The sequence below is a fragment of the Acidithiobacillus acidisediminis genome (assembly GCF_023277115.1).
Lineage (GTDB): Bacteria > Pseudomonadota > Gammaproteobacteria > Acidithiobacillales > Acidithiobacillaceae > Igneacidithiobacillus > Igneacidithiobacillus acidisediminis.
Window position 1 is genome coordinate 1,727,869 of record NZ_JALQCS010000001.1, and the last position, 20,737, is coordinate 1,748,605.

20 protein-coding genes and 1 tRNA gene are annotated in these 20,737 nt (G+C 56.3%); 15 read left to right on the forward strand and 6 right to left on the reverse strand.

The annotated features are described in order from the left end of the window. Positions 1-220: 220 nt before the first annotated feature. The 6 genes from M5D89_RS08720 to M5D89_RS08740 all read left to right on the forward strand — a co-directional run bounded on the left by M5D89_RS08720 (position 221) and on the right by M5D89_RS08740 (position 2,508). A complete protein-coding gene (locus tag M5D89_RS08720) occupies positions 221-817 on the forward strand; it encodes a cytochrome P460 family protein (protein WP_248885432.1) in 597 nt (198 codons plus the stop codon). 24 nt (positions 818-841) lie between these two features. Continuing rightward, complete coding sequence (locus M5D89_RS08725) at positions 842-1,051, forward strand: hypothetical protein (RefSeq protein WP_248885433.1); 210 nt, start codon at positions 842-844, stop codon at positions 1,049-1,051. Continuing rightward, positions 1,009-1,242 carry an IS1096 element passenger TnpR family protein gene (locus tag M5D89_RS14435; protein WP_431307152.1) on the forward strand — a complete coding sequence of 78 codons (234 nt, stop codon included), beginning with the start codon at positions 1,009-1,011 and terminating at the stop codon, positions 1,240-1,242. The genes M5D89_RS08725 and M5D89_RS14435 overlap by 43 nt, the downstream gene beginning before the upstream one ends. Before the next feature lie 197 nt (positions 1,243-1,439). Further along, the gene (locus M5D89_RS08730) at positions 1,440-1,682 is read left to right on the forward strand and encodes a type II toxin-antitoxin system Phd/YefM family antitoxin (protein WP_248885434.1); all 243 of its coding nucleotides are present in this window, start codon (positions 1,440-1,442) and stop codon (positions 1,680-1,682) included. A gap of 3 nt (positions 1,683-1,685) precedes the next feature. After that, positions 1,686-2,090, forward strand: coding sequence for a type II toxin-antitoxin system VapC family toxin (locus tag M5D89_RS08735; protein WP_248885435.1), 405 nt, complete (start codon positions 1,686-1,688; stop codon positions 2,088-2,090). Further along, complete coding sequence (locus M5D89_RS08740) at positions 2,035-2,508, forward strand: hypothetical protein (protein WP_248885436.1); 474 nt, start codon at positions 2,035-2,037, stop codon at positions 2,506-2,508. Before M5D89_RS08735 ends, M5D89_RS08740 begins: the two co-directional genes overlap by 56 nt. 130 nt (positions 2,509-2,638) lie before the next feature. Here M5D89_RS08740 and M5D89_RS08745 read toward each other — a convergent pair. Next, positions 2,639-2,715, reverse strand: a tRNA-Arg gene (locus tag M5D89_RS08745). Between the two features lie 128 nt (positions 2,716-2,843). Between M5D89_RS08745 and M5D89_RS08750 the strand changes: the two genes are divergently transcribed. Then, the gene (locus M5D89_RS08750; protein WP_346347697.1) at positions 2,844-4,145 is read left to right on the forward strand and encodes an ISNCY family transposase; all 1,302 of its coding nucleotides are present in this window, start codon (positions 2,844-2,846) and stop codon (positions 4,143-4,145) included. A gap of 77 nt (positions 4,146-4,222) precedes the next feature. Here the strand turns inward: M5D89_RS08750 and M5D89_RS08755 are convergent, their stop codons facing one another. Continuing rightward, positions 4,223-4,939 carry a pseudouridine synthase gene (locus M5D89_RS08755; protein ID WP_248885437.1) on the reverse strand — a complete coding sequence of 239 codons (717 nt, stop codon included), beginning with the start codon at positions 4,937-4,939 and terminating at the stop codon, positions 4,223-4,225. Between the two features lie 59 nt (positions 4,940-4,998). On the opposite strand from M5D89_RS08755, the gene M5D89_RS08760 reads away from it, so the two are divergent. Further along, a complete protein-coding gene (locus M5D89_RS08760; protein WP_248885438.1) occupies positions 4,999-5,310 on the forward strand; it encodes an encapsulin-associated ferritin-like protein in 312 nt (103 codons plus the stop codon). On the opposite strand, the gene hemW is transcribed toward M5D89_RS08760, so the two are convergent. Then, positions 5,280-6,479, reverse strand: coding sequence for a radical SAM family heme chaperone HemW (hemW, locus tag M5D89_RS08765; protein WP_248885439.1), 1,200 nt, complete (start codon positions 6,477-6,479; stop codon positions 5,280-5,282). The two genes, M5D89_RS08760 and hemW, sit on opposite strands and share 31 nt — an antisense overlap. A gap of 21 nt (positions 6,480-6,500) precedes the next feature. Here hemW and M5D89_RS08770 point away from each other — a divergent pair, with 21 nt between their 5' ends. From M5D89_RS08770 to M5D89_RS08790, 5 genes are all read left to right on the forward strand, one after another. Continuing rightward, on the forward strand, positions 6,501-7,058 hold the full coding sequence (locus tag M5D89_RS08770) for an LON peptidase substrate-binding domain-containing protein (protein WP_248885440.1): 558 nt from the start codon (positions 6,501-6,503) through the stop codon (positions 7,056-7,058). Positions 7,059-7,127: 69 nt separating this feature from the next. Then, positions 7,128-8,309, forward strand: a complete 1,182-nt coding sequence (locus tag M5D89_RS08775) for a pyridoxal phosphate-dependent aminotransferase (protein WP_248885441.1) — start codon at positions 7,128-7,130, stop codon at positions 8,307-8,309. A gap of 100 nt (positions 8,310-8,409) precedes the next feature. Continuing rightward, positions 8,410-9,891, forward strand: coding sequence for a TolC family protein (locus M5D89_RS08780; RefSeq protein ID WP_248885442.1), 1,482 nt, complete (start codon positions 8,410-8,412; stop codon positions 9,889-9,891). 13 nt (positions 9,892-9,904) lie between these two features. Beyond that, positions 9,905-10,978 carry an efflux RND transporter periplasmic adaptor subunit gene (locus tag M5D89_RS08785; protein WP_248885443.1) on the forward strand — a complete coding sequence of 358 codons (1,074 nt, stop codon included), beginning with the start codon at positions 9,905-9,907 and terminating at the stop codon, positions 10,976-10,978. Next, positions 10,975-14,085 carry an efflux RND transporter permease subunit gene (locus M5D89_RS08790; protein ID WP_248885444.1) on the forward strand — a complete coding sequence of 1,037 codons (3,111 nt, stop codon included), beginning with the start codon at positions 10,975-10,977 and terminating at the stop codon, positions 14,083-14,085. The genes M5D89_RS08785 and M5D89_RS08790 overlap by 4 nt, the downstream gene beginning before the upstream one ends. A 5-nt stretch (positions 14,086-14,090) precedes the next feature. Here M5D89_RS08790 and M5D89_RS08795 read toward each other — a convergent pair whose 3' ends face one another. Next, positions 14,091-16,829: a putative bifunctional diguanylate cyclase/phosphodiesterase gene (locus M5D89_RS08795; protein WP_248885445.1), complete on the reverse strand. Its 2,739-nt coding sequence runs from the start codon at positions 16,827-16,829 to the stop codon at positions 14,091-14,093. Positions 16,830-17,126: 297 nt separating this feature from the next. Here M5D89_RS08795 and M5D89_RS08800 point away from each other — a divergent pair, with 297 nt between their 5' ends. Further along, complete coding sequence (locus tag M5D89_RS08800; protein ID WP_248885446.1) at positions 17,127-17,522, forward strand: SCP-2 sterol transfer family protein; 396 nt, start codon at positions 17,127-17,129, stop codon at positions 17,520-17,522. 56 nt (positions 17,523-17,578) lie between these two features. Here the strand turns inward: M5D89_RS08800 and M5D89_RS08805 are convergent, their stop codons facing one another. After that, complete coding sequence (locus M5D89_RS08805; protein WP_248885447.1) at positions 17,579-18,421, reverse strand: tetratricopeptide repeat protein; 843 nt, start codon at positions 18,419-18,421, stop codon at positions 17,579-17,581. Between the two features lie 91 nt (positions 18,422-18,512). After that, entirely contained in the window at positions 18,513-18,836 is a 324-nt protein-coding gene (locus M5D89_RS08810) for a hypothetical protein (RefSeq protein ID WP_248885448.1), read from the reverse strand. Positions 18,837-18,995: 159 nt separating this feature from the next. Here M5D89_RS08810 and M5D89_RS08815 point away from each other — a divergent pair, with 159 nt between their 5' ends. Next, positions 18,996-20,204, forward strand: coding sequence for an IS4 family transposase (locus tag M5D89_RS08815; protein ID WP_248885449.1), 1,209 nt, complete (start codon positions 18,996-18,998; stop codon positions 20,202-20,204). The last annotated feature ends 533 nt before the right edge of the window (positions 20,205-20,737 follow it).

Sequence of the window (20,737 nt, forward strand, 5' to 3'; positions counted from 1 at the left end):
TCCTCGTTATGACGCCACAGGAACAGAGCTGTCGCCGACAAAATAGGGCAGCACAACATCACAATCGAGTATAGTGCATTTAGATTCGCCTTGGATAACGTACCTGCCTCTAGCTATGCGATAGCTCTCCGGTCTCGCGCGCCAGTGTAACTGTCAACTATTTTCCAGCGATAGAAAACGGAGTACAGTCAAGATAGGATTGCAGGACGGGAGAGACATCATGTATCGAATCAGCGTGTTACCCATCGGAATCGTGGCACTACTTTTCGGAATTGGCTCAGCTTTCGCGGACAATGCTCAGGTTCCAAGCCCCCAAGTCCTCTGGCAGCAGATCCAAGTGTTGCAGAAGTACCATGCCTTTTTGCCAGAGAGTCATCCGTTCCAAGTGGGCTCGCGGTCCGTGGATGTCTACACAACGGATCTCGCCAATACTCCTGCAATCCAATCTATAAAAAGATCTGGAAGTATCGTCAGAGTGACCAGGTACGAGGACGGGAGCCTATTAGTAAAGGAAAATTTTAACAAAGAAAAGAAATTGACAGGCATTACCGCCATGCTCAAAGCCAAGGGCTATGATGCAGGAGACCGCAACTGGGTCATGGCTGCTTACAAGCCAGATGGCTCGGTGGCCGCGTTTGGCAAGGTGGGCTCCTGTATTGCCTGCCATGTGATGGTGACAAAGCAAGACTTTATCTTTGCACCGCCTCCCCAGCAACTGCTCTCCGTAAGCACATGGAAAGCGTTTTTTCCCAAACAAAGCATGAATCCAGCCTACGTGGCCTTGATCCAAACTCACCCAAAGTCAGTGCTACGCTAATCTGTATCAGCTAGGTAGGGAAGAATGAAAAAACTCATCGCTACAGTAACCCTCATCATTGGGATCCTTATGGTCCTTTTCGGCCTGTTGTTTTTTCTGCAGGGCTTGGGGTGGTTTCCCTACCCAAGAAGCAGTTTCATGATTGATAAACAAGTTTGGGTCACCAAAGGTGCCATTCTGTTTGCATTAGGGTGGATCCTGATCTACCTGCGTCGGAGGTTCTCGCGCCGCTGACTCTGGCAATAACCACAGAACCTCCAGCTCGAGTTTGGGAGCTGCAGGCCGCAAGCGGTTCGGCCTATGTAGCGGCAGGAGCGGGCGCTTGCCCTTACGAGAATTCGGGCGGCATTCCTGACTACCAGCAGTTTTTGGACGCCTGCCGTGAGAATCCCAAGAGCAAAGAGGCTCGGGAATTCCTCCGCTAGGCCGAAGAGGACTTTGACCCCAATGGCTTTGATCGTTATGCCGCCAACGCGGCATTGTTACGGTTAGCTTGGAATAGCTGGATCTGGCGGAGTTTTTTCCGTTCCCCGGCGGAGGAATGGGATAGCGTTCCACTGGGAAATTGCCCTCATCCAGGAAGCGGACTAAACTGGACCAAGTTGAGCCGCAGGAGTAGCCCATGATTACCGTGAACATCCACGAAGCCAAAACCCAGCTCTCCCGGTATGTGGACCAAGCTGCTGCCGGCGAAGAGATCATCATTGCTCGGGCGGGTAAGCCTGTGGCTCGTCTCACCGCCTTACAGGCGCCCAGGCAGCCTCGTCCATTGGGTCTAGGAAAGGACAGGTTCTCCTATCCAGAAGATTTTGACGGATACGCTCAGGCAGAGCTGGAGTCCCTCTTCTACGGCAAAAGCGAATAAGGTGTGGCACAGCGTTTTCTGCTGGATACCAATGTGCTCCTGGCCCTGTTGCTACAACCCGAGCGGCTGCCTTTCGATGCTCAGGAAGCTATCCGTAATCCGGAGCATCTGGTGTGGTTCAGTGCTGCCAGCATCTGGGAGATTGCCATTAAGTGTTCTCTGGGCAAGGCCCAGTTTTCCTTCCGTCCCGAGGACATTCATCAGTTGGCCTTGGACTCTGGATTGACGGAATTGCCCATACGCTCTGAGCATACCTATCAAGTGGCCCAGTTACCCTGGCACCACCGAGATCCCTTCGATCGCCTGTTGGTGGCCCAGGCCATCTGTCTGCCCTCTCCACTGTGGACCACAGATGCTTCCCTCGCCGTTTATTCCCCTCTCGTCCATATCCTGGCTTGGGCATCCTGACCCGGCCATCCATGACGAAATTGTCCTCGAAGCCGAAATCTGCAGCGACCTTGCTTCCCAAGGCTGGCTCTACACACCACCTCAAGGCACCACCATCAGCCCAGATGATCATCGCTATGATCGCGATCAAGCCCTCTTCCCGCCGGATCTGCTGGACTGGATACAAGAGACCCAACCCCAGAGCTGGGAGCGCTTGCAGAAGGCCCTCAGCCGGGACAAGATCATTGCCTGCACCCTGCAGACCTTTCCGACCTTGCTGAAGAAAATCCGTAAGCTGAACGAGGCAGAGGCCTCCCGGGGGGAACGGATACGCCGTTTTTGGGACCCGCGGGTCTGTATGAGGCAGTGCGGGGCAGGGCGGAATAACAGACTGGTGGAGCGTAGAGTGATGCACCATGGACGAGTCTACTGGTACTAGTCCACGACGCTACAAGCAGCTGCAGATTTCTCTTGTACTCCGATAAATGGAATTGGACGCCAAGCGCCTACCATGTGTCTACCGGATAGAAAAATGGCACCCAGCTTATTTGCTGAGTGCCTGTTTTATATGGTGCGCTCGGAGAGATTCGAACTCCCGACCTACTGATTCGTAGTCAGTTGCTCTATCCGGCTGAGCTACGAGCGCTACGGTCCGCGAAGCATACCTACCACTACCGCCGGAGTCAATGCGCCGTAGAAGCTCTTGTTAGCCCCAAGCAGTAATGTCCCCTTTGTCCAATTCTAGAATGTCCCCTTTTGCGTTGTGGGGGCGGCATGGGCGAGGAGTACAACACGATGAGCTATCGAGAGATGGATCGACTGGAGTTGCTGCAGGCTCTGATGGGTAAGCAGCTCCGGCAACGGGAGGTCGCCGAGCGGCTGAGTCTGAGCGTGCGCCAGGTCAAACGCCTTGTCGCACGGTATCGGGCCGAAGGGGCCGCCGGGCTGGTGTCCCGGCAGCGCGGCAAGCGGCCCAACAACCGGATTTTGGACTCGGTCCGTGAATCCGCCATCCAGTTGGTGCAGACGCACTACGCAGACTTTGGGCCAACGCTGGCTCGGGAGAAATTGGAAGAACGACATGGCTATCAGCTCTCTACGGAGACGTTGCGCCAGTGGATGATGGCCGAAGGTCTGTGGGTGGCGAAGCGGCGCAAGGCGGCCCGTATCCACCAACGACGGCCCCGACGCCCTTATCTCGGTGAACTGGTACAGATCGACGGCTCGCCCCACGACTGGTTCGAGGAGCGTGGCCCCCGCTGTACCCTCATCGTCTTCATAGACGATGCTACTAGCCGCCTGATGGCTTTGCATTTCGTACCAGCCGAGACTACCCAAGCGTATATGGAGACGCTGCGAGCGTACCTGAAAGCGCATGGTCGCCCGGTAGCCCTGTACTCCGACAAGCACAGCATCTTTCGCGTCAATCACCCCGATCAGGAGGGAGTACCCACCCAGTTCACTCGCGCCCTGCAGACCTTGGATATCCAAGCCATCCACGCCAACAGCCCGCAAGCAAAGGGGCGGGTCGAACGGGCCAATCAGACTCTACAAGATCGCCTGGTCAAGGAGCTACGCCTGCAGGGCATCTCCGATCTGGAGGCTGCCAACGCCTTCCTGCCGGAGTTCCTGGCCGATTACAACCGGCGCTTTGCTGTCTCCCCGCAACATCCCCAGGATGCGCATCGTCCCGTACTGCACAACCCAGAAGAATTGTCCCTGATCTTCTGCCTGCAGCACACCCGCAAGCTCTCCAAAAACCTGAGTTTTCGCTTCCAGAACCGCGAATACCAACTCACGAATTACAGCAGTGGCTACCGCCTACGCGGTGCCAGTGTAACCGTCTGCCAAGCCTTCGACAGCAGCATTACCTTGCTGTATCAGGGACAGCCCCTAACCTACCGGATCCTCGCCGAGGGTGAGCCCCCCATCCCCTTGGACGATGAGAAAAGCCTGCACTTACGTATTGAGCAAGCTGTGAAGGAGCAGGCCCAACGGAGCCACTGGAAACCCGCGCCCGACCATCCCTGGCGACGATACCCTCAGTCTAAGCCCGCTCACACATCCACCCCCTGAACTCCCTCCAAGGGGACATTCCTGTCTTGCTCAAAAGGGGACATTCCTGCTTTGGGTTGACATGCGCCGTAGGTGCTCTACCGAGGGTATAGGGTTTCGATTTCACTTTTGCTGAGTTCGCGCCACGCACCTGGGGCAAGTGGACCGAGTTCCACTGGGCCGATCGCTATTCGAATCAGACGCAAAACGGCGCTGCCTTGGCTGGCTAGGAGTCGGCGAATTTGCCGGTTGCGCCCTTCGGTCAACGCAAATTCCAGCCACTGCGTCTTACCGCCACAGCGTAATTCCGCAATTTTCATTGGTCGGTAGCTGATTTCATCAACCGTTACTCCACGCGCCAGCGTCGCTATTTGGCTTGCTGTTAGGGGTGGGCGAATTTGTACGTGATAGCGTTTGACGAGGTGTGTCTCCGGATCCAGCAATCCCTGGGCCCAGGCGGGATCATTCGTGAATAAAAGCACGCCACTGCTCGCCTGATCCAGTCGGCCAATCGGGGCCAACCAGAGATCGTCGGGCAGGAGATCGTAGACCGTTTGCCGGTCCTTACTGTCTTCTCGGGTAACCAGATAGCCGCGGGGCTTATGCAGAAGGATAACCTGGCGCTTCGGCTTGGTTACGATCTCGCCAGCGACGGTGATGGGCGCTTGATCCAAGGGAAATCCTTGTTCCGGATCAAGAATGATCTCCCCGTCTACCCGCACCCTGCCTTCCCGGATCCACTGCGCCGCCACCGTGCGCGAGCAGAATCCGCGCTTGGATAGAATGCGTGCGAGGCCGAAGCGTCTTTCTGGCATCCCGAGAGATCCTCGCCTATTCTTAGCAACGGACATCAAGAAACCTACGGAGATGACTCATGGCCCACGAAAGCATACATGAAGCGCTGGATACATTGCGTCCCGAGACTCTGGATATACACCGCGCCATCTCTTCCTTAATGGAGGAGTTCGAGGCTGTAGACTGGTACCAGCAGCGTGCTGATGCTTGCCAAGACCCCCAGCTCAGGGCGGTGTTGGAACACAACCGTGACGAGGAGATTGAGCATGCCGCCATGGTACTGGAATGGTTGCGCCGCAAGTTGCCGCGGCTTGATAAAGAACTACGGGAATATCTCTTTACCGAAGGATCCATTACCGGTCACGAGGCGGAGGCGATGGGCCGCGACTGAGTCTTCGCGCCTGCGTCTGGAAGAAATCGCTGGCAAAGTTGATTCAACCAATTCATACCCAACGATGTGGGGCGCCAATGGCGCCCTTCTCTTTGCATCAGCCCCTCCTGCGCGGCCTGACGGAGGCGCGGCTCCACGAGCAGAAAACTCACCCCAGTGCGTTCCTCAAACATGGATTCGTCGAAACCCTCCAACAGACGCAGCGCGTTGAGGAAGAACTCGAATGGTCGGTCTGCAACAGGCACCCAGTGACCTTCCCCAAAACGTTCTCCATCTTTCAAACAGCCATCCATGTAACTCTCAGGGCGAGGCGTCTTGCGGCTGCGCCAGATGCCCTGCCCTGGAACAGTGATCTTGCCATGCGCACCGGCACCAATACCCAGGTAATCGCCAAAGAGCCAATAGTTGCGATTATGCCAGCACTGATGTCCTGCCCGTGCATGCGCCGAAACCTCATAGCGTTGTAGTCCTGCGTCTGCGAGTTCGGCACGCAGTGCTTCTTCCATCTCTGCGGCAGTATCGGCATCAGGCAAGCCCTGCGGCGCCTGATGCGCAAAGGGTGTGCCTGGCTCCAGAGTCAGCTGATATAAGGACAAGTGCGGTGGCCGATGTTGCAAGGCTGCACGCAGGTCGCTTTGCGCGGCGCTCAGATCCTGCTTGGGCAAGGCAAAGATCAGATCCAGGTTCCAGTTGCTGAATCCGGCCTTTTGCACGGCTTCGATCGCTGCGTGGGCTGCCCGCGCATCATGAATCCGGCCCAGCGTTTGCAGGGCAGAATCAGTGAAGGATTGTACGCCCAGGGAAAGACGGTTGATGCCTGCGCCACGAAAGTCGACAAAGGCCGCCGCATCCACCGCCCCGGGATTGGCTTCTAACGTGATTTCTGGTTCCGAAACCAGACGCAGGCGCGCACGGATGGCGGAAAGCAGTCGATCCAGACTGTTCGGCGGAAAGAGGCTTGGGGTGCCGCCGCCAAAGAATATGCTGTGCACCTGCCGTCCCCAAATCCGCGGCAGTTCCTGTTCGAGGTCAACGATCAACGCATCCACATAGCGTTCCGCCGGAAAATCACTCGCCGCATAGGAATTGAAATCGCAATAGGGACACTTGGCTTTACACCAAGGCAGATGCAAATACAGTGAAAGGGGCGCTACACTAAGTTCAGGCATGATGGCTATAGGGGGCAAAAAATGACGGCGCCGCGGGATGCGCATGAATGGTATGACCTATTCTTACTCAGTTCCGTGTTGTTTCCTAAGGCCCAGATGGGTCTGCGCATCTTTGAGCCACGTTATCTCGACATGATCAGCCGCGCGATGCGCTCTGGCCGCCCGTTTGGCATTTGTCTTGCCGAAGTCGAGGCGACCCCCGCACAGGTCGGCACTTTGGCAGAAATTACCAACTGGGACAGTGAAAATGGCCTATTACTTCTAGAAATTACGGGCATGCAACGCTTCACCGTGCAGGAATGGCAACACGCCAACGATATCACAATAGCGCGCATTCATCTCTGGCCGGATGAGCCGGTGCTGCCGCTCGCCTTTGAACACGACTGGCTCAAGCCGATCTTGCAACAGGTTACCGAGGACCTCGATGCCGCAAACCTGGACGCCAGCCGTGCCGGGATGATTCTGGCGCAGGCATTGCCCGTGCGAGCTTCGGAGAAGCAGCAGCTGCTGCTACTGCAGGATCCCTTGGAACGGCTGCGCCGCATTGCAACGATCCTGCGAAAGTCGGCCACTTCGTAAAACAGTTGCTTTTCCATCGTGAGGGCTTACAATTTGCCGCTTTTCCGGAATACAACTGAGGACTGCGCTGTGGATATTCGCCTCTCCCGCCGCGTTACAACGGTTCGCCCCTCCCCTACCCTGGCTGTCACGGCGCGCGCAGCGGAACTCAAGCGGCAGGGGAAAGATATTGTCAGCCTCGGCGCCGGAGAGCCCGATTTCGATACCCCGGAGCCGATCAAGGATGCCGCCAAGTCGGCGTTGGATCGTGGTTTTACCAAATATACCGCAGTCGGGGGCACCCCGGAGCTAAAGGCGGCAGTTGCGGCCAAGTTTGCCCGCGACAACGGCTTGGCGTATTCCCCTAAAGAAATCTTGGTTTCCGTTGGTGGAAAGCAGAGCTTTTTCAATCTCTGTCAAGCCTTACTCAATCCAGGAGATGAGGTCATCATCCCCGCACCGTATTGGGTATCCTACCCCGACATGGTGCTCCTGGCCGAAGGCAAACCCGTCATCTTGCCTACGGATGCCCGATCCGAATTCAAGATCAGCGCCGCGCAACTGGCTTCGGCAATCACCCCCGCCACGCGTCTGTTAGTCATCAACAGCCCGTCCAACCCTTCGGGCAAAGCTTACAGCGAGCAGGAGCTCGCTGCGCTGGGCGAAATACTGCGCGCGCATCCTCAGGTCCTCATCGCCAGCGATGATATGTATGAGAAAATCCTCTTCGCTGGCCCGAGCTTTGTAAATATTGCCAACGCCTGCCCGGATCTGCGCGCGCGTTGCATCATTATGAATGGGGTATCCAAGGCCTATGCCATGACGGGCTGGCGCATTGGCTACTGCGCCGGACCGGCGGCGCTGATTGCCGCCATGGAAACCGTGCAGTCGCAGAGCACTTCCAATCCCTGCTCCATTGCGCAAGCGGCGGCGCAATTTGCCCTGGACAGCGGAGATACGCTCCTGACACCCATGCTCCAGGCCTTCGAGCGTAGGCATCAGTATGTCTATGAACGCCTGCACGCCCTGCCCGGCGTTGCGGTATTGCCCTCGGATGGCACCTTTTACAGCTTTCCAGGATTTCATGGGGTTATGGCCAGTAAGGGAATCGAAGAGGATTTGGCCCTGAGTGAAGCGCTACTGGAGGCCGGTGTTGCGGTGGTACCGGGCAGCGCTTTCGGTTGCCCTGGGCATCTGCGTTTATCGTTTGCCACCAGCGACGAGAATCTGCGCCTCGCCCTCGACCGCATCAGCGGCTTTGTCCTGTCGTGAGCCTCTTATTCCCAATGTATTTCTCCTCCGCTGGCGAGAGTAAAGTTCTTCTGCTAGGGTAGCAACTGTCGCAAAACCGATTGGGGCAGGACTCCTGCAGATGCCGATTTGCCAAGGCCGGAACCGTGGTGATAGAGGGGCTATTGCCGCGGCCTGCCTCTTTCTTGTACTTTCGGGCAGTGCCGCCGCGGCGCCGTTGGATTTGTTATGGCATGACCCCTTTGACACTCAGGGCTTCACGCCGGAAAGACTGGGGCAACCCTGGCGCAGGAGCGTGCCGGATCTTCCACACGCGCAGCTCCCCAAAAGGCAAGTCATCCCCAAGGCCCAGAGTCTTGCCGCGCTGACGGCCTATGCCCTTGCCCACAATCCACAAAGCCGAGTTGCGTGGGAGAATCTGCGTGCCGCAGCAGCTGGAGTTGGCGTTGCCGATAGCGCCTATTTGCCCAGTCTCTCCCTCTCCGCCAATGCGGTACGCTCGCAGAGCAACACGACAGCCGGCTTCAGTATCCCGGTCTTGAACAGTAGTTCCGAAAGCCTGAGCCTGACCTGGACGCTGTTCGAGTTTGGCCTACGCGCGGCACAAAAGGATAATGCCCTGGCACAACTGTATCTTTCGGGTTTTGAGAACAATCAGGCCCTGAGCCAAGTCGCTCTGAGTGTCACCCAAAATTATTATCAGTTGATCGGCGAACAGGCTTTGGTGGAGTCTTACCGGCAAACGCTGCGTGAAGACAGTGCAAATCTGGATGCGGCCATACTCAAGCAGAAATCCGGTATGGCCACTATTGCCGATGTATTGCAGGCAAAATCGGCCCTGGCACAGGCCACGGCACAGTTGCTTTCGGCGCAAGCGACACTGCGCTCGGATCAGTCGGCCTTGGCGGAAAGTTGTGGGTTGCCACCAGACAATCCAATCTCCCTGGCCCCTTTGAATGTCCACCAACTGCCACCGCCGATCCGTCCCTCCATGGCAGCACTGATCCAGTTGGCCACACGCGCCAATCCACTGGTGCAGGAGGCGGCAGCCCGTATTCTTGCCGCGCGCGCCACGCTTCGTGAGGACCAGGCGCAGGGTCTGCCAAGCCTGGGGTTCTCCGTATCCGGCGGAAAACGCTTTCAAAATGCCCTGCAACCTTCCGAAAATTGGGCGATCGCCTTTAGCTTGAAGGTGCCTCTTTTTACTGGGTTTCAGCAGAGCTATGCCATACAGGAAGCACGACATCAGGCACGTAGCACGCAAGCCAGTTTGCGCGAAGAGGAACAAAGCATTGCTTTAACGGTGGCGCAGGATTATCAAACGGTGTTGGGCGCCCGTTCCGCAGCTCGTGCAGCGCAGTTGGCGGTACAAAGTGCGCGCGCTTCGCTGGCAGCCATTCGCGCCCAGTACAAGGTGGGCTTGGCAACCATGCTGAACTTACTCAGTGCCCAAGCCACGCTTACCACTGCGGAGCAGACCCGCGTCCAGGACATCACCACGGCCTATACCCAACTTGCCAATCTTGCCAATGCCTTAGGGATGATTGGCCTGCCCAAGGATCGAGCGGTCCTTCCCACCCTCGGTGCTGCGTCCAAGGAATGACATGCGTGTAGCGATGAGAGCTTTGTTTTTGGCCGGTCTTGCCCTTCTCCTTGTCGGCTGCGGGCAAGCAAAGAAGCGCCATCCGCCGCCCTTACAGGTAAGCAGTACCGATGTACAAAGCGGCGATCTAACCCTAAAGGTGCAAACCCTGGGGCAAGCGCTCGCGTCACATAGTGTGACGATCGTGCCCGAGGTCAGCGGGATCTTGCAGCAGGTTGCGATCCACTCCGGGCAGCACGTCCGGAAGGGGCAATTACTTTTTGTCATCAACCCAGCAAGCGCAGCGGCGCAAGTAGCGCAGGATCAGGCTAATGTGCAGGGTGAGATTGCCCAGCAGCGCTATGATCAGGATCAGGTCGACGCCTATCGGCCACTGCTGCAAAAGGACTATGTCACCCGACAGACCTATGAGCAGGCCCAATCCCAGGCGCAAAGTGCTGCGGCAGCCATTGCTGCCGATCGCGCGGCTTTGCAGGCGGCGCAAATCAACTTGGCACATACCCGGATTCACGCCCCGATCAGCGGTGTCGTTGGCTTGCTTCAGGTCCGTTCGGGCAATCTGGTTACGGCGAACAGTACGCAGCTCATCACCATCCAACAGACTCAGCCCATGCAGGTTCAATTTAGTCTGCCGGAAAAATATCTTGCTGATCTGCGCCAAGCGGTCGCCGAAAAGACCGGAACGGTAGAAATTTGGGATGAGAACCACCAACAGAGGCTGGCGACAGGAACACTTACGGCCATCGACAATACCGTCAACAATGCCTCGGCAACGGTCACAGCGCGGGCGACGGTAGCCAATAAGGCACAGCAGCTCTGGCCCGGAGAGTATGTTCAGGTCGACTACAGCGCCAAGGTCTTGCATCACGTCGTTGTCATACCGGCCACCGCGCTGCAGCAAGGGGTTTCTGGTCCTTACGTTTATCGTATCGAGGGCGGCAAGGCGGTGATGCAACCCGTACATTTTCTCGGGCAAGACGGGCGGCAGGTGGCGATCACTGCGCCTGCGATCATCGGCAAAGAAATCATTGTCGGGGCGCCAGCGCGCCTACACCCAGGCATGAAGGTAGAGACGGAACGACAATGAATCTCTCGGCCCCCTTTATTCGCCGCCCTGTCGCTACGACGGTACTGGCCCTGGCGGTCGCTCTGCTTGGTCTCTTTGCCTACCTACAGCTGCCAACAGCGCTATTGCCCAATGTGAGCTTTCCCATGGTGATGGTGACGGCGCAATTGCCCGGCGCGAGCCCGAAAACCATGGCAAGTGCGGTCGCAACACCGTTGGAGCGGCAATTTGCCAGCATTCCAGGCATCAATTCGATGAGTGCGGTGAGCGAAAACGGGGTGGTCCAAATCACCCTGCAATTCAATCTGGGCACTTCGGCACTCGGGGCCACACAGGAAGTATCCAACGCTGTGGCGCAAGCACAGCATCTCCTCCCCTCCAGCATGCCCGAGCCGCCCAGCGTGCGGCAGATGAACCCATCAGCGCAGCCAGTCTTCTACATTGGCATGTCCGCGCCGAATATGCCCCTCTACGCTCTCGACAAGTATGCGCAGACCAAGGTGGCCACTGCGCTGTCTGGTGTTGCGGGGGTTTCCAATGTGCAAATCTATGGTGCCCAGACCTATGCCGTGCGCATCTATCTCAACCCCTACGCGCTTTCTGCGCGCGGATTGAGTCTGCAGGCGATTCAAACGGCAATCGGCAATGCGAATGTGAACCTTCCCGGTGGCACCCTCGATACCGGCCCGCAGGCCTTCGCTACGCGGGTGCATGGACAACTGCACGATGCCGCCGCTTTCAATCACTTGGTGCTTGCTTATGCCGGCGGTCAGGCCGTACCCCTGAACGCGGTGGGCAAAGCGACCAACAGCACCCAATATAATCAACAAAAGACCTGGATCAACAAAAGCCCAGGAATCGTTCTTGCCGTGGTGCGCCAGCCAGGGAGCAATACCGTCGCTATCTCCGATAAGATCCGCGCCCTGCTGCCGAAGTTGCAGGCGCAGATGCCGGGTGGGGTAAAATTGGATCCTGTTTTTGATCTGGCGGATTATGTCCGTGCCGCCATCCAAGAAGTATTGGTCACGTTGGCGATTGCGTCATTCTTGGTTGCCGGCGTGATGTGGCTGTTCCTGCGGCGGCCTTCGGCTACGTTGATTGGCGCCGTTGCCATCCCGCTCTCTCTCTTGGGCAGTTTTCTTGGGATGCGGCTTTTGGGCTTCAGTCTGAACACGCTGACACTGCTGGCGTTGACTCTGGCGGTGGGATTTGTGGTGGATGACGCGGTGGTAATGTTGGAGAACATCAACCGCCATATTGACCGTGGCGAGACAGGAATTACTGCAGCGTTGAATGGTAGCCGCGAAATCAGCTTTACCGTGCTGTCGATGACCTTGTCTCTGGCGATCATCTTTCTGCCCTTGATCTTTTTGGGCGGCTTCGTCGGTCATCTGTTTGCAGACTTTGGCGTCAGTATCGCCATGGTGATCCTGATTTCCGGCGCGGTTGCCTTAACGATAACGCCGATGCTTTGCAGCCGGTATCTGCGTCCGAATCATCCACACCACCTTGCGGAGCAGCAAGATCCGGATCGTCTGCCAGAAAATGGCTGGTTTCAACGGGCATTCAAGGCTAGCCGCGATTTCTATATGCGAACGCTGGAGCGCACCCTGCGTCATCGCAATTGGATGCTGTTTTTGGCATTTCTGTTTCTACTCGGCAGCGTGGGGATGGCCACCCTGGTACAGAAGGCGTTTTTACCCTCCCAGAATTCCGGATTTATCAATGCCAATATCGAGTACCCTTCCAATATGACCTTTGTGGAGATCGAGCTAGAACAGGGAAGAATTGCAAAGATCGTCAAAACCAACGACAAGATTCAGTCCGTTGTGTCTTCGGTTGGCCAGGGCCCCGGCGGTTTTGGGAATCGCAGCACCGGACATATGTTCATCCACATCAAAAATGGCTTTGCCCCACAGACCGCAGAGATCATCAGCGCGTTGGACCAGAGCACGAAATTCTTTCACAATGTGCAGATTGTCTACCAAGGCCCACAAAGCGCACACTCCGGCACCGCCAGCGGCAATGGCAGTTATGTCTATGAATTGGTCGGCGGAAGCTGGGCCGAGCTGCATCACGCCACCCGCAGAATGACCGCAGCTTTGCGGCAGATACCACAATTACGTAATGTGAACAGCAGTCTGCAAAACGATAGTCCGCAAATCATTCTGCAGATCCATCGTGCCCGTGCCACTGCCCTGGGGGTAACTCCAGAGGCCATTGAAAAGACCCTAGGTCTTGCCTTTGGCGGCCAGGAAGTGGGGACGATCTACGGTGCGAGTGATCAGTATGAGGTCATCATGGAACTCGAGCCGCAATATCAGCAGGATATCAACGCGCTATCGACGCTCAGTGTCCCTGGTGCTGGCGGGGCCTTGGTGCCCCTTTCTGCGGTAGCGAGTTTTCGCTACAGCGCCGCGCCGGAAAATCTCATGCAGCACAACGCTCAGGCGTCGACGACGATTTCTTTTAACTTAACTCCGGGTACAACGCTTGGGACGGTTCTACCGGTCATCCAGAAACGCGCGAAACAGGTTTTGCCGGCGGGAATAGTGGGAGAATTTGGCGGTAATGCGCGCCAGTTTCAGTCGGCATTCAAAAGCCTACCATTCCTGCTCGTGGCTACGGTGTTGTTGATCTATGTGGTGCTCGCCATTCTGTACGAGCACTTTCTGCATCCTCTCACCATCCTCACGGCCCTTCCCCTCGCAGCCTTTGGCGCCTTATTTTCCCTATGGATCTTTGGCCTGCCGCTGGATCTTTATAGTTTTATCGGCATTATCATGCTGCTCGGGTTGGTCAAGAAGAACGGGATCATTCTGGTGGATTTTGCCGTTAGCCGACGGCGCGAAGGTGCCTCGGCACAGCAAGCAATTCTTGATGCCTGCCGGATTCGCTACCGCCCGATCATGATGACGACCTTTGCCGCAATTCTGGGTGTCTTGCCCATTGCCATCGGCTTTGGTGCCGGTGCCAACAGCCGCGTGCCACTGGGTGTTGCGGTCGTGGGCGGCCTGCTGTTTTCGCAGTTCCTGACCCTGTACATTACGCCGGCATTCTACCTATGGTTTGATCATTGGCGCAGCAAGAAATCGACGCAAACAGCGGTCATGCAAAGCGCATCATGAAAAACTCAAGACAGCGGATTTTCGTCGGCTCTCCACGTTTCCAACTCCGCCGCTGTCATCGGGCGAGCATAATAATACCCTTGATAAAGTGGACAACGAAGCTGATGTAGCGCCTGGATTTGTCCAACTGACTCTACGCCCTCCGCGACTACTGGCAAATCCAGCATCTCTGCCACGTAAATCATTCCGGAAACGATGGCGTAATCCTTGGGATCCTGCAGAATGTCACGAATGAAGCTCTGATCTATTTTCAGGGAGCTGACAGGCAGTTTCTGCAAATAGCTGAGCGACGCATTACCGGTACCAAAGTCATCCAGCGATACTTTACAGCCGAGCGCTCGGCATTGGGTCAAGGTCTCCCGCGCGCGTTCAAAATCCAGCATCGGCGCCGACTCGGTAATTTCCAGTACAAGATTTTGGCGAACGACCTCGCTGTACTCGCCCAAGGTCGCCTCCAAATCTTCCAAGAATTTTGGGTCCAGCAAATACTGGGCACTGATATTGATCGAAATTTGCGGAAAGAAAGAATGAGATGCCCACTGCCGCATATGCTCGAGTGCATGACTGAGAACAAAACGACCGACACGTGGTGCCAACTGCGGATGATCCAGCGCCTCGCTGAATTCCGCGGGGCTGAGCAGTCCGCGGAGAGGATGCTGCATACGCAGCAACGCCTCTGCACCAACCAGTTCGCCGCTGATCTGCACAATCGGTTGGAAATATAGTTGCAGATAATCATGAAGGAGGGCTGCTTCCATCAGGCGTAAACATTCCACCTGCCTGTCCTGCTGCTCTTCCATGTCGATGGTAAAAATCGAGATGGTATTCCCGCCTCGATTCTTGCTGGCATACAGAGCCAAATCCGCATGCCGTATCAGATCGCCGCAGGATTCCACCACATCAATCGGGAAAAAGGTCATACCGATGCTCGCGCGCGCAGTAATTTTTTCCCCCGCAACATCTACAGGAAGACCGACCTTCTTCACGATTCTCCGTGCGAGTATTTCCGCCTCCTGGGTATTGCGAATATCGTTCACGAAAAAGGCAAACTCATCACCCCCAAATCGGCACAACAGGTCTCCCCCACGAAGTTCGTCGCGGAAGCAACGAGCGACGTGTTGCAAGAGGCTATCGCCGGCGGCATGGCCGAGGCGATCATTCACCAACTTGAAGTTATCCAGATCCAGGAAGCCAACCATCAATAATGTGTCATGCCGTCTTGCTTGGCGCATGGCCTGCTCTAGGTGTTCCTGATAGAGAGCTCGATTGGGAAGCCCTGTCAGAAGATCATGAGTGGCCTGATAGGAGAGTCGGGAGAGAAGATCGTGCTTCTCAGTGACATCGTGGAACACCAGCACCGTGCCTAACACCACATTCTGTAGATCGCGAATAGGCGCCGCAGAATCTTCAATACTCCTCCGGTTCCCGTGGCGATCGATCAGGATGGTATGATTGGCCAGCCCGACGATCCGACCTTCCCGCAGAGCCCGTTCGGCAGGATTTTCCACGCTGCGACCATCTGCCTCATTGACGATGCGGAAAATTTTCGTTATCGGCTTCCCTCGACCTTCAGCCAAGGTCCAGCCAGTCAGCTCTTCCGCTATGGGGTTCATATTGGTAACGAGGCCGTTGCAATCGGTGCTGATGACCCCATCGCCGATCGACTGCAATGTCACCTCCGCATGTTCCTTCGCTTCCCAGATCACGTTTTCCGCATGCGCGCGTTCGGCTTCGCGGGTGCGGTTCAAGCGCGCCAGGTAGCGATAGGCTGCGCCACCCAGCAACAGCAGCATAATCGCCCCCCAGGTAGGCCACTGCATGGCTTTCCACCAGAGTCCGGCAAGGCCCGATCGACCAATGCATTGGCCGGCGATCAAATGATAGTCAGTAACGGAGCGGGCCGCACACACCCGCCAGGCATGCGCTGCAGAGCTATAGCCAGAAAAGGCATGGATTTCCGGTGCGGAGGTTCCCAACCAGTGCCGGACTACGGTGCCAGTTTGAATTTCCGCGTAGTTCACGCGAGCGGAATACGGATATCGGCTGAGGAGCATCCCATCTTCACGCAAGAGAAAGGAGGCGCCCGGGTGAAGAATGGGAAGTCCGGTCCAGGCGGGAAACAGGCCGTCTGCCAGAGGAATCCAGCCAATCAAAAAGGAGGGGTGCGGTAATTGTTGAGATAGGGGTTGAAAGACTGGAAATCCGAGTGAAGAGGAGGCAGAGGACCGCGTACCATCGCGTAATAAGGGGCCGATACAAAACGTCTGACTGGCCAAGCAATGTTGCAGGCCCGCCTGTTGCGCCGGCGACCACTGCTTCCCCTGTGATGGGCCATGCAAGGTCCAGACTTGGCGCAAAACGCTGGGCACCTTGCCTTCGATCAGAATCTCGTTTGTGGTGAACACGCCTACGGTATTGATCGGTGTCAACTGCGTAAGGCGCCGTAGCGCTGGCTGCAGGTTGTGTTCTCCATGCAAGTACTCTGCGCGGAGCAGGGAAAGATTCGCTTGAATGCCGTCCAGTTGCAGACTCGCCGAATGCGCCAAGGCGATGGCGTTTTCCTGGAGTGCTTGCCCCTGTCGCGCCGTCGCCTCGTTCCAGGTGCTGAAAGCAAGGATCAGCCAGGCAAAGATCACCAAAAGCGACGAGATCAGCCACGCCCACCAGAGCCATCTTGTGGAATAATAGTTCGAGGTCGCAGACTGCCTCCCCGGGAGATCAAGCGCTGATTCAGACTCGGTCATTTGCGTATTATATCAAGAGTAGCTTTGCGCACACTTATAGCGAATCTACAGGAAGATGTCCAAAGCACTTGGCCCGAGGCTTTGCGGCGCGCCCAGAAGAGTGGGTTCCCAAAAAATCGTTGCATTTGCTTTGGGTCTACCGTTGCAGGTGACCTCAGATGAAACGCCATGCACCGGCCAGGAAATGGCATCCATTTGTTTAGTTGGCAGAAATCACGAGATAAAATTTGGCACTGATCGTGCTTATCTTTCTTCAGGCTAGTCTGGCCGGATACGCAAAACTTAGGAGAGTACGATATGGCAGAACTATTTTCTCCCCCCTGGATGGAACGATTCGCCGCTGAATGGAACAAAGAGCCTGAATTGGCCACCGCTTTGGCGCAAATCGACTTCGCTTCCAATATTGCTTATGGCTTTGTCGAAGAAGAGGGTCCGCGCGGATTTTTACAGGTAACGAAGGGGCAAGCGGTAGCCGCTGGTCCCTATCAGGGTCAGTCGGTGAACTGGGACATTCGCGCCAGTGTGGATCAGTGGATGAAGTGGATATCCAGCCCGCCGGGAATGACCGGTCTGGGAATGGCCTTTACCACTGGCAAGATCAAGTTCAAGGTAGGGGACTACAAAAGCATGTTAAAAGACCCACGCATGGCTGGTCCCTTTGTGAAGAGTTTCTCGGTGATGGGACGCGTATAAGGGCCGCAAAAAAGGGGCAGAAACCACTGCCCCAAGATACAGCGGAGTGCACTCAATCAGCCATTGCCATTTTCTGCGTAGCCATCGTCCTCAGGGCTGTGCGCCAATGCTACCTGCACCTTCTGAGCCAATGCCGGGTCCAGAGCCCCGAGAACAGGAATCAAGCTTGCCGCACGTTGTGCTTGCCCCTGCTGGATCAGGAGCATGGCAGCATGTTCAAAGCTTTGCGCTGCCTTTTCCCGCTCCCCGTTCATATAGTAAACATTGCCCAATTCGCCGTAGGCGAAGGCCGCATCTGGTACCTGCGAGATGAGACTCTGATAGCCCTTGATTGCAGCAGGAATATCATGATGCCAGTAGGCAGAGCGCGCGGACATGAGTTCCTGGTGTTGATCTGCGGTCAATTTGGGTGCTGGTTGAGCAGTAGCCATGCCCGGGGCTGCGACAGGCGCTACGTTTAGCGTCTTTTGTGCAGCTTGCGCCTTGGGTTTGACTGTTTGGGCTTGTTCCTCGTGCGCGGTAATGCCCCAGATGAACAAAATGATGATCACGACGACCAGCAGAAACACCAGGGATGGCCAGGAGAAGACCCGACTGGCGACACTCTTTTTCGGTTGTCGTGGGGGTAAAGGCGGGTAGCTTGAACCACCTGGCGGAAACGTTCCTGCACCACCCGAACCCACAGAAGGTGCGCTGGTTCCCGAGCCACCCACGCTCGGCGCGGCAGTTCCTGACGACACTTCCGGCTCTGCTTGGGCATGCTGCTCGGCAACTACGTCCTGCTCTGGAGCGACATGAGCCGCGCCCGGCGATTCGGTAGCAACGACCTCTACAGGTTCTGCAGTGGTCGGGGTACTCCCTTCCTCTTCTACAATTGGTCCTGCATCTTTCTTCGTCATACTTTACTCCTGTCTGTAGACGGACATTGAAACCTGTGGGAGATAGCCTTGTTTCATGGGCAGCGATCTCCCAGAAGCGAGCAGGATGGGCTCAGGGATATCCGTACCCGTAGGGGGAATACGTCGGGCCATAACCATAGGGCGACCCGTAGCCGTAAGGCCCAGACGGTGGCGCATAACTGGGTGCAGGCTGAGGATATTGTGGCGCTTGGTCGGGGCGCGGCCCATAGCCGGGAGCCGCCGGATAGGGAGCTTGCTGCTGGTAATTTGGATAGGCCGGCGGGTAGCCATTGTAGCCACCGTCATAGCCACTACCATAACCACCACCGTAATAGCCATTATAGCCCTGCCCGTACCCGCCATAGCGTCCACTGCTGAAGTTCATGGGACCGCCATGCGGCCCACCGAAGCTCATGTTGCCCATGTCCCATGGACCACTGTTGCCGGTAAAGGGGCCACCATAGCCGCTGAAAGGACCACTATTTCCTGAAAAGGGATTGCTAAAGCCAATACTGTTTAGATAGATTACTTTCTGTCAGAATGCTCTCCTGTTCTGTTACTTGGGGGCATGACGATGGCACGAACCAAAGCACAACTCTCTTCGGGCGCTCGACTAGCGGACTATCTGACGGTGGGATATCTGGCAATGCGCTGTCCTATCAGCAAGGTGCGTGAGACCCTGGCGCAATATGAGGTGGAAAGCCAGCGGCGACGTGGATTGCCACACGAAGTATTGGTCTATTTTGTGCTGGCGATGGTGCTGTATGCCAACGTAGCTTATGAGGAAGTTTTGCGCCTGGTAATCGAGGGATTACGATCCGTTCTTGGGGATGATGGGCTGGCCCAGGCCGTCGTCAGCAAAGGGGCCATATCCCAGGCGCGGACCCGCGTAGGGGCAGGACCGTTGAAAACGCTCTATCAACAGCAAGTCGGTCCACATGGTCCCGAGGGCATGACTGGGGTGTGGTACCGAGGCCTACGGATCATGGCCATAGACGGCTCCACGCTGGACATGCCTGATGAAGCCCCCAATGCAGAGCGATATGGATATCCACCCTCTGCGCGAGGTGCATCCGCCTTTCCCAAGCTCCGCTTTGTCGCCATGGCGGAATGCGGTACCCACACTTTGTGTTACGCCGAGTCGGGTCCCTATGCACAAAGTGAGAGAGAACTTGCCCGCGCTGTCATGGCTCATGCCGACGCCTCTATGCTGGTGACAGCTGACCGCGGCTTTTACAGCTACGACTTCTGGAAGCTAGCCCATGCCACCGGTGCCAACCTGCTGTTTCGCCTGAGCAGCACCCTCACCTTGCCCCGTGAACAGGAATTGCCAGATGGATCCTACCTCAGCACGATCTATCCCAGTGGAGCGAACCGAAAGCAGGATCGCCAGGGTATCCGTGTGCGGGTCATTGAGTATACCTTACAAGGTATCCCAGACGCCGAGCCGAGCTATCGACTGATCACCAACTGGATGGATCCGGTACAAGCCCCGGCACAAGAATTGGCAGCACTATACCATCAGCGCTGGAACATCGAGTCCAGTTTTGATGAACTCAAGACCCACCTGGCGGATCGTCGTGTCGCGTTGCGGAGCAAGCGTCCGGAATTGGTCGAGCAGGAGTTCTACGCTCTTCTGCTGGTCCATGCTGCCATCCGCCACCTGATGACCGAGGCCGCAGCACAAACAGATCAAGCGGCTCAGGATCTATCCTTCATCCATGCGGTGCACGTCCTTCATCGCCGTCTACCTGCGGTCGGCGCTATTCCCCCCTCAGGGTAGGGCAGACTGGCTTCTGGGCATCCTGAAGGAAATCGCCACGGTTCGCGCCGTCACGAGCCGGGGTAAGCGCAATCCACGGGGGGTCCGCAGAAAAATGAGCAGCTATCCGATCAGGGATCGCGGCGATCCTCTCAATGTCGACTGTAAACCAGACCCAATGGTGATCGCTAAATAAACAGTATTGTTGCTAAAGCCACTTCCCCAGGGAGATCCACCCCAGGGAGACCCGCCCCAAGGGCCCCAAGCCAACGCAGGAGCGGCCACCATAAGCGCTGATACGCCCACTGCCGCAACTGTCCCCACGAGCCACCGCTTTTTCTGTAACAAAGTCTTCATCGAAGAACTCCTATATACTTAGCTACGATCTGCATCCGACAGGATTGCGTACGCGCCGCACGTCCCTTCGGAACCCAGCAATTCAAATCCGGAATCACCGCCAATCTGATAAGCATATTACATGCCATTATCTAACTACTTGTTATAGTTATACTATTCTCAAGTTGAAGGAAAATAATCTGCAACAGACTGATGAC

What these genes read in the sequence shown, in the direction of transcription:
- M5D89_RS08790 (WP_248885444.1), top strand. Translation starts at nt 10,975, where the DNA reads ATGAATCTCTCGGCCCCCTTTATTCGCCGCCCTGTCGCTACGACGGTA.
- M5D89_RS08725 (WP_248885433.1), top strand. Translation starts at nt 842, where the DNA reads ATGAAAAAACTCATCGCTACAGTAACCCTCATCATTGGGATCCTTATG.
- M5D89_RS08805 (WP_248885447.1), bottom strand. Translation starts at nt 18,421, where the DNA reads ATGACGAAGAAAGATGCAGGACCAATTGTAGAAGAGGAAGGGAGTACC.
- M5D89_RS08815 (WP_248885449.1), top strand. Translation starts at nt 18,996, where the DNA reads ATGGCACGAACCAAAGCACAACTCTCTTCGGGCGCTCGACTAGCGGAC.
- M5D89_RS08810 (WP_248885448.1), bottom strand. Translation starts at nt 18,836, where the DNA reads ATGAGCTTCGGTGGGCCGCATGGCGGTCCCATGAACTTCAGCAGTGGA.
- M5D89_RS08780 (WP_248885442.1), top strand. Translation starts at nt 8,410, where the DNA reads ATGCCGATTTGCCAAGGCCGGAACCGTGGTGATAGAGGGGCTATTGCC.
- M5D89_RS08740 (WP_248885436.1), top strand. Translation starts at nt 2,035, where the DNA reads ATGCTTCCCTCGCCGTTTATTCCCCTCTCGTCCATATCCTGGCTTGGG.
- M5D89_RS08750 (WP_346347697.1), top strand. Translation starts at nt 2,844, where the DNA reads ATGGGCGAGGAGTACAACACGATGAGCTATCGAGAGATGGATCGACTG.
- M5D89_RS08760 (WP_248885438.1), top strand. Translation starts at nt 4,999, where the DNA reads ATGGCCCACGAAAGCATACATGAAGCGCTGGATACATTGCGTCCCGAG.
- M5D89_RS08730 (WP_248885434.1), top strand. Translation starts at nt 1,440, where the DNA reads ATGATTACCGTGAACATCCACGAAGCCAAAACCCAGCTCTCCCGGTAT.
- M5D89_RS08800 (WP_248885446.1), top strand. Translation starts at nt 17,127, where the DNA reads ATGGCAGAACTATTTTCTCCCCCCTGGATGGAACGATTCGCCGCTGAA.
- M5D89_RS08755 (WP_248885437.1), bottom strand. Translation starts at nt 4,939, where the DNA reads ATGCCAGAAAGACGCTTCGGCCTCGCACGCATTCTATCCAAGCGCGGA.
- M5D89_RS08785 (WP_248885443.1), top strand. Translation starts at nt 9,905, where the DNA reads ATGAGAGCTTTGTTTTTGGCCGGTCTTGCCCTTCTCCTTGTCGGCTGC.
- hemW (WP_248885439.1), bottom strand. Translation starts at nt 6,479, where the DNA reads ATGCCTGAACTTAGTGTAGCGCCCCTTTCACTGTATTTGCATCTGCCT.
- M5D89_RS08770 (WP_248885440.1), top strand. Translation starts at nt 6,501, where the DNA reads ATGACGGCGCCGCGGGATGCGCATGAATGGTATGACCTATTCTTACTC.
- M5D89_RS08795 (WP_248885445.1), bottom strand. Translation starts at nt 16,829, where the DNA reads ATGACCGAGTCTGAATCAGCGCTTGATCTCCCGGGGAGGCAGTCTGCG.
- M5D89_RS08720 (WP_248885432.1), top strand. Translation starts at nt 221, where the DNA reads ATGTATCGAATCAGCGTGTTACCCATCGGAATCGTGGCACTACTTTTC.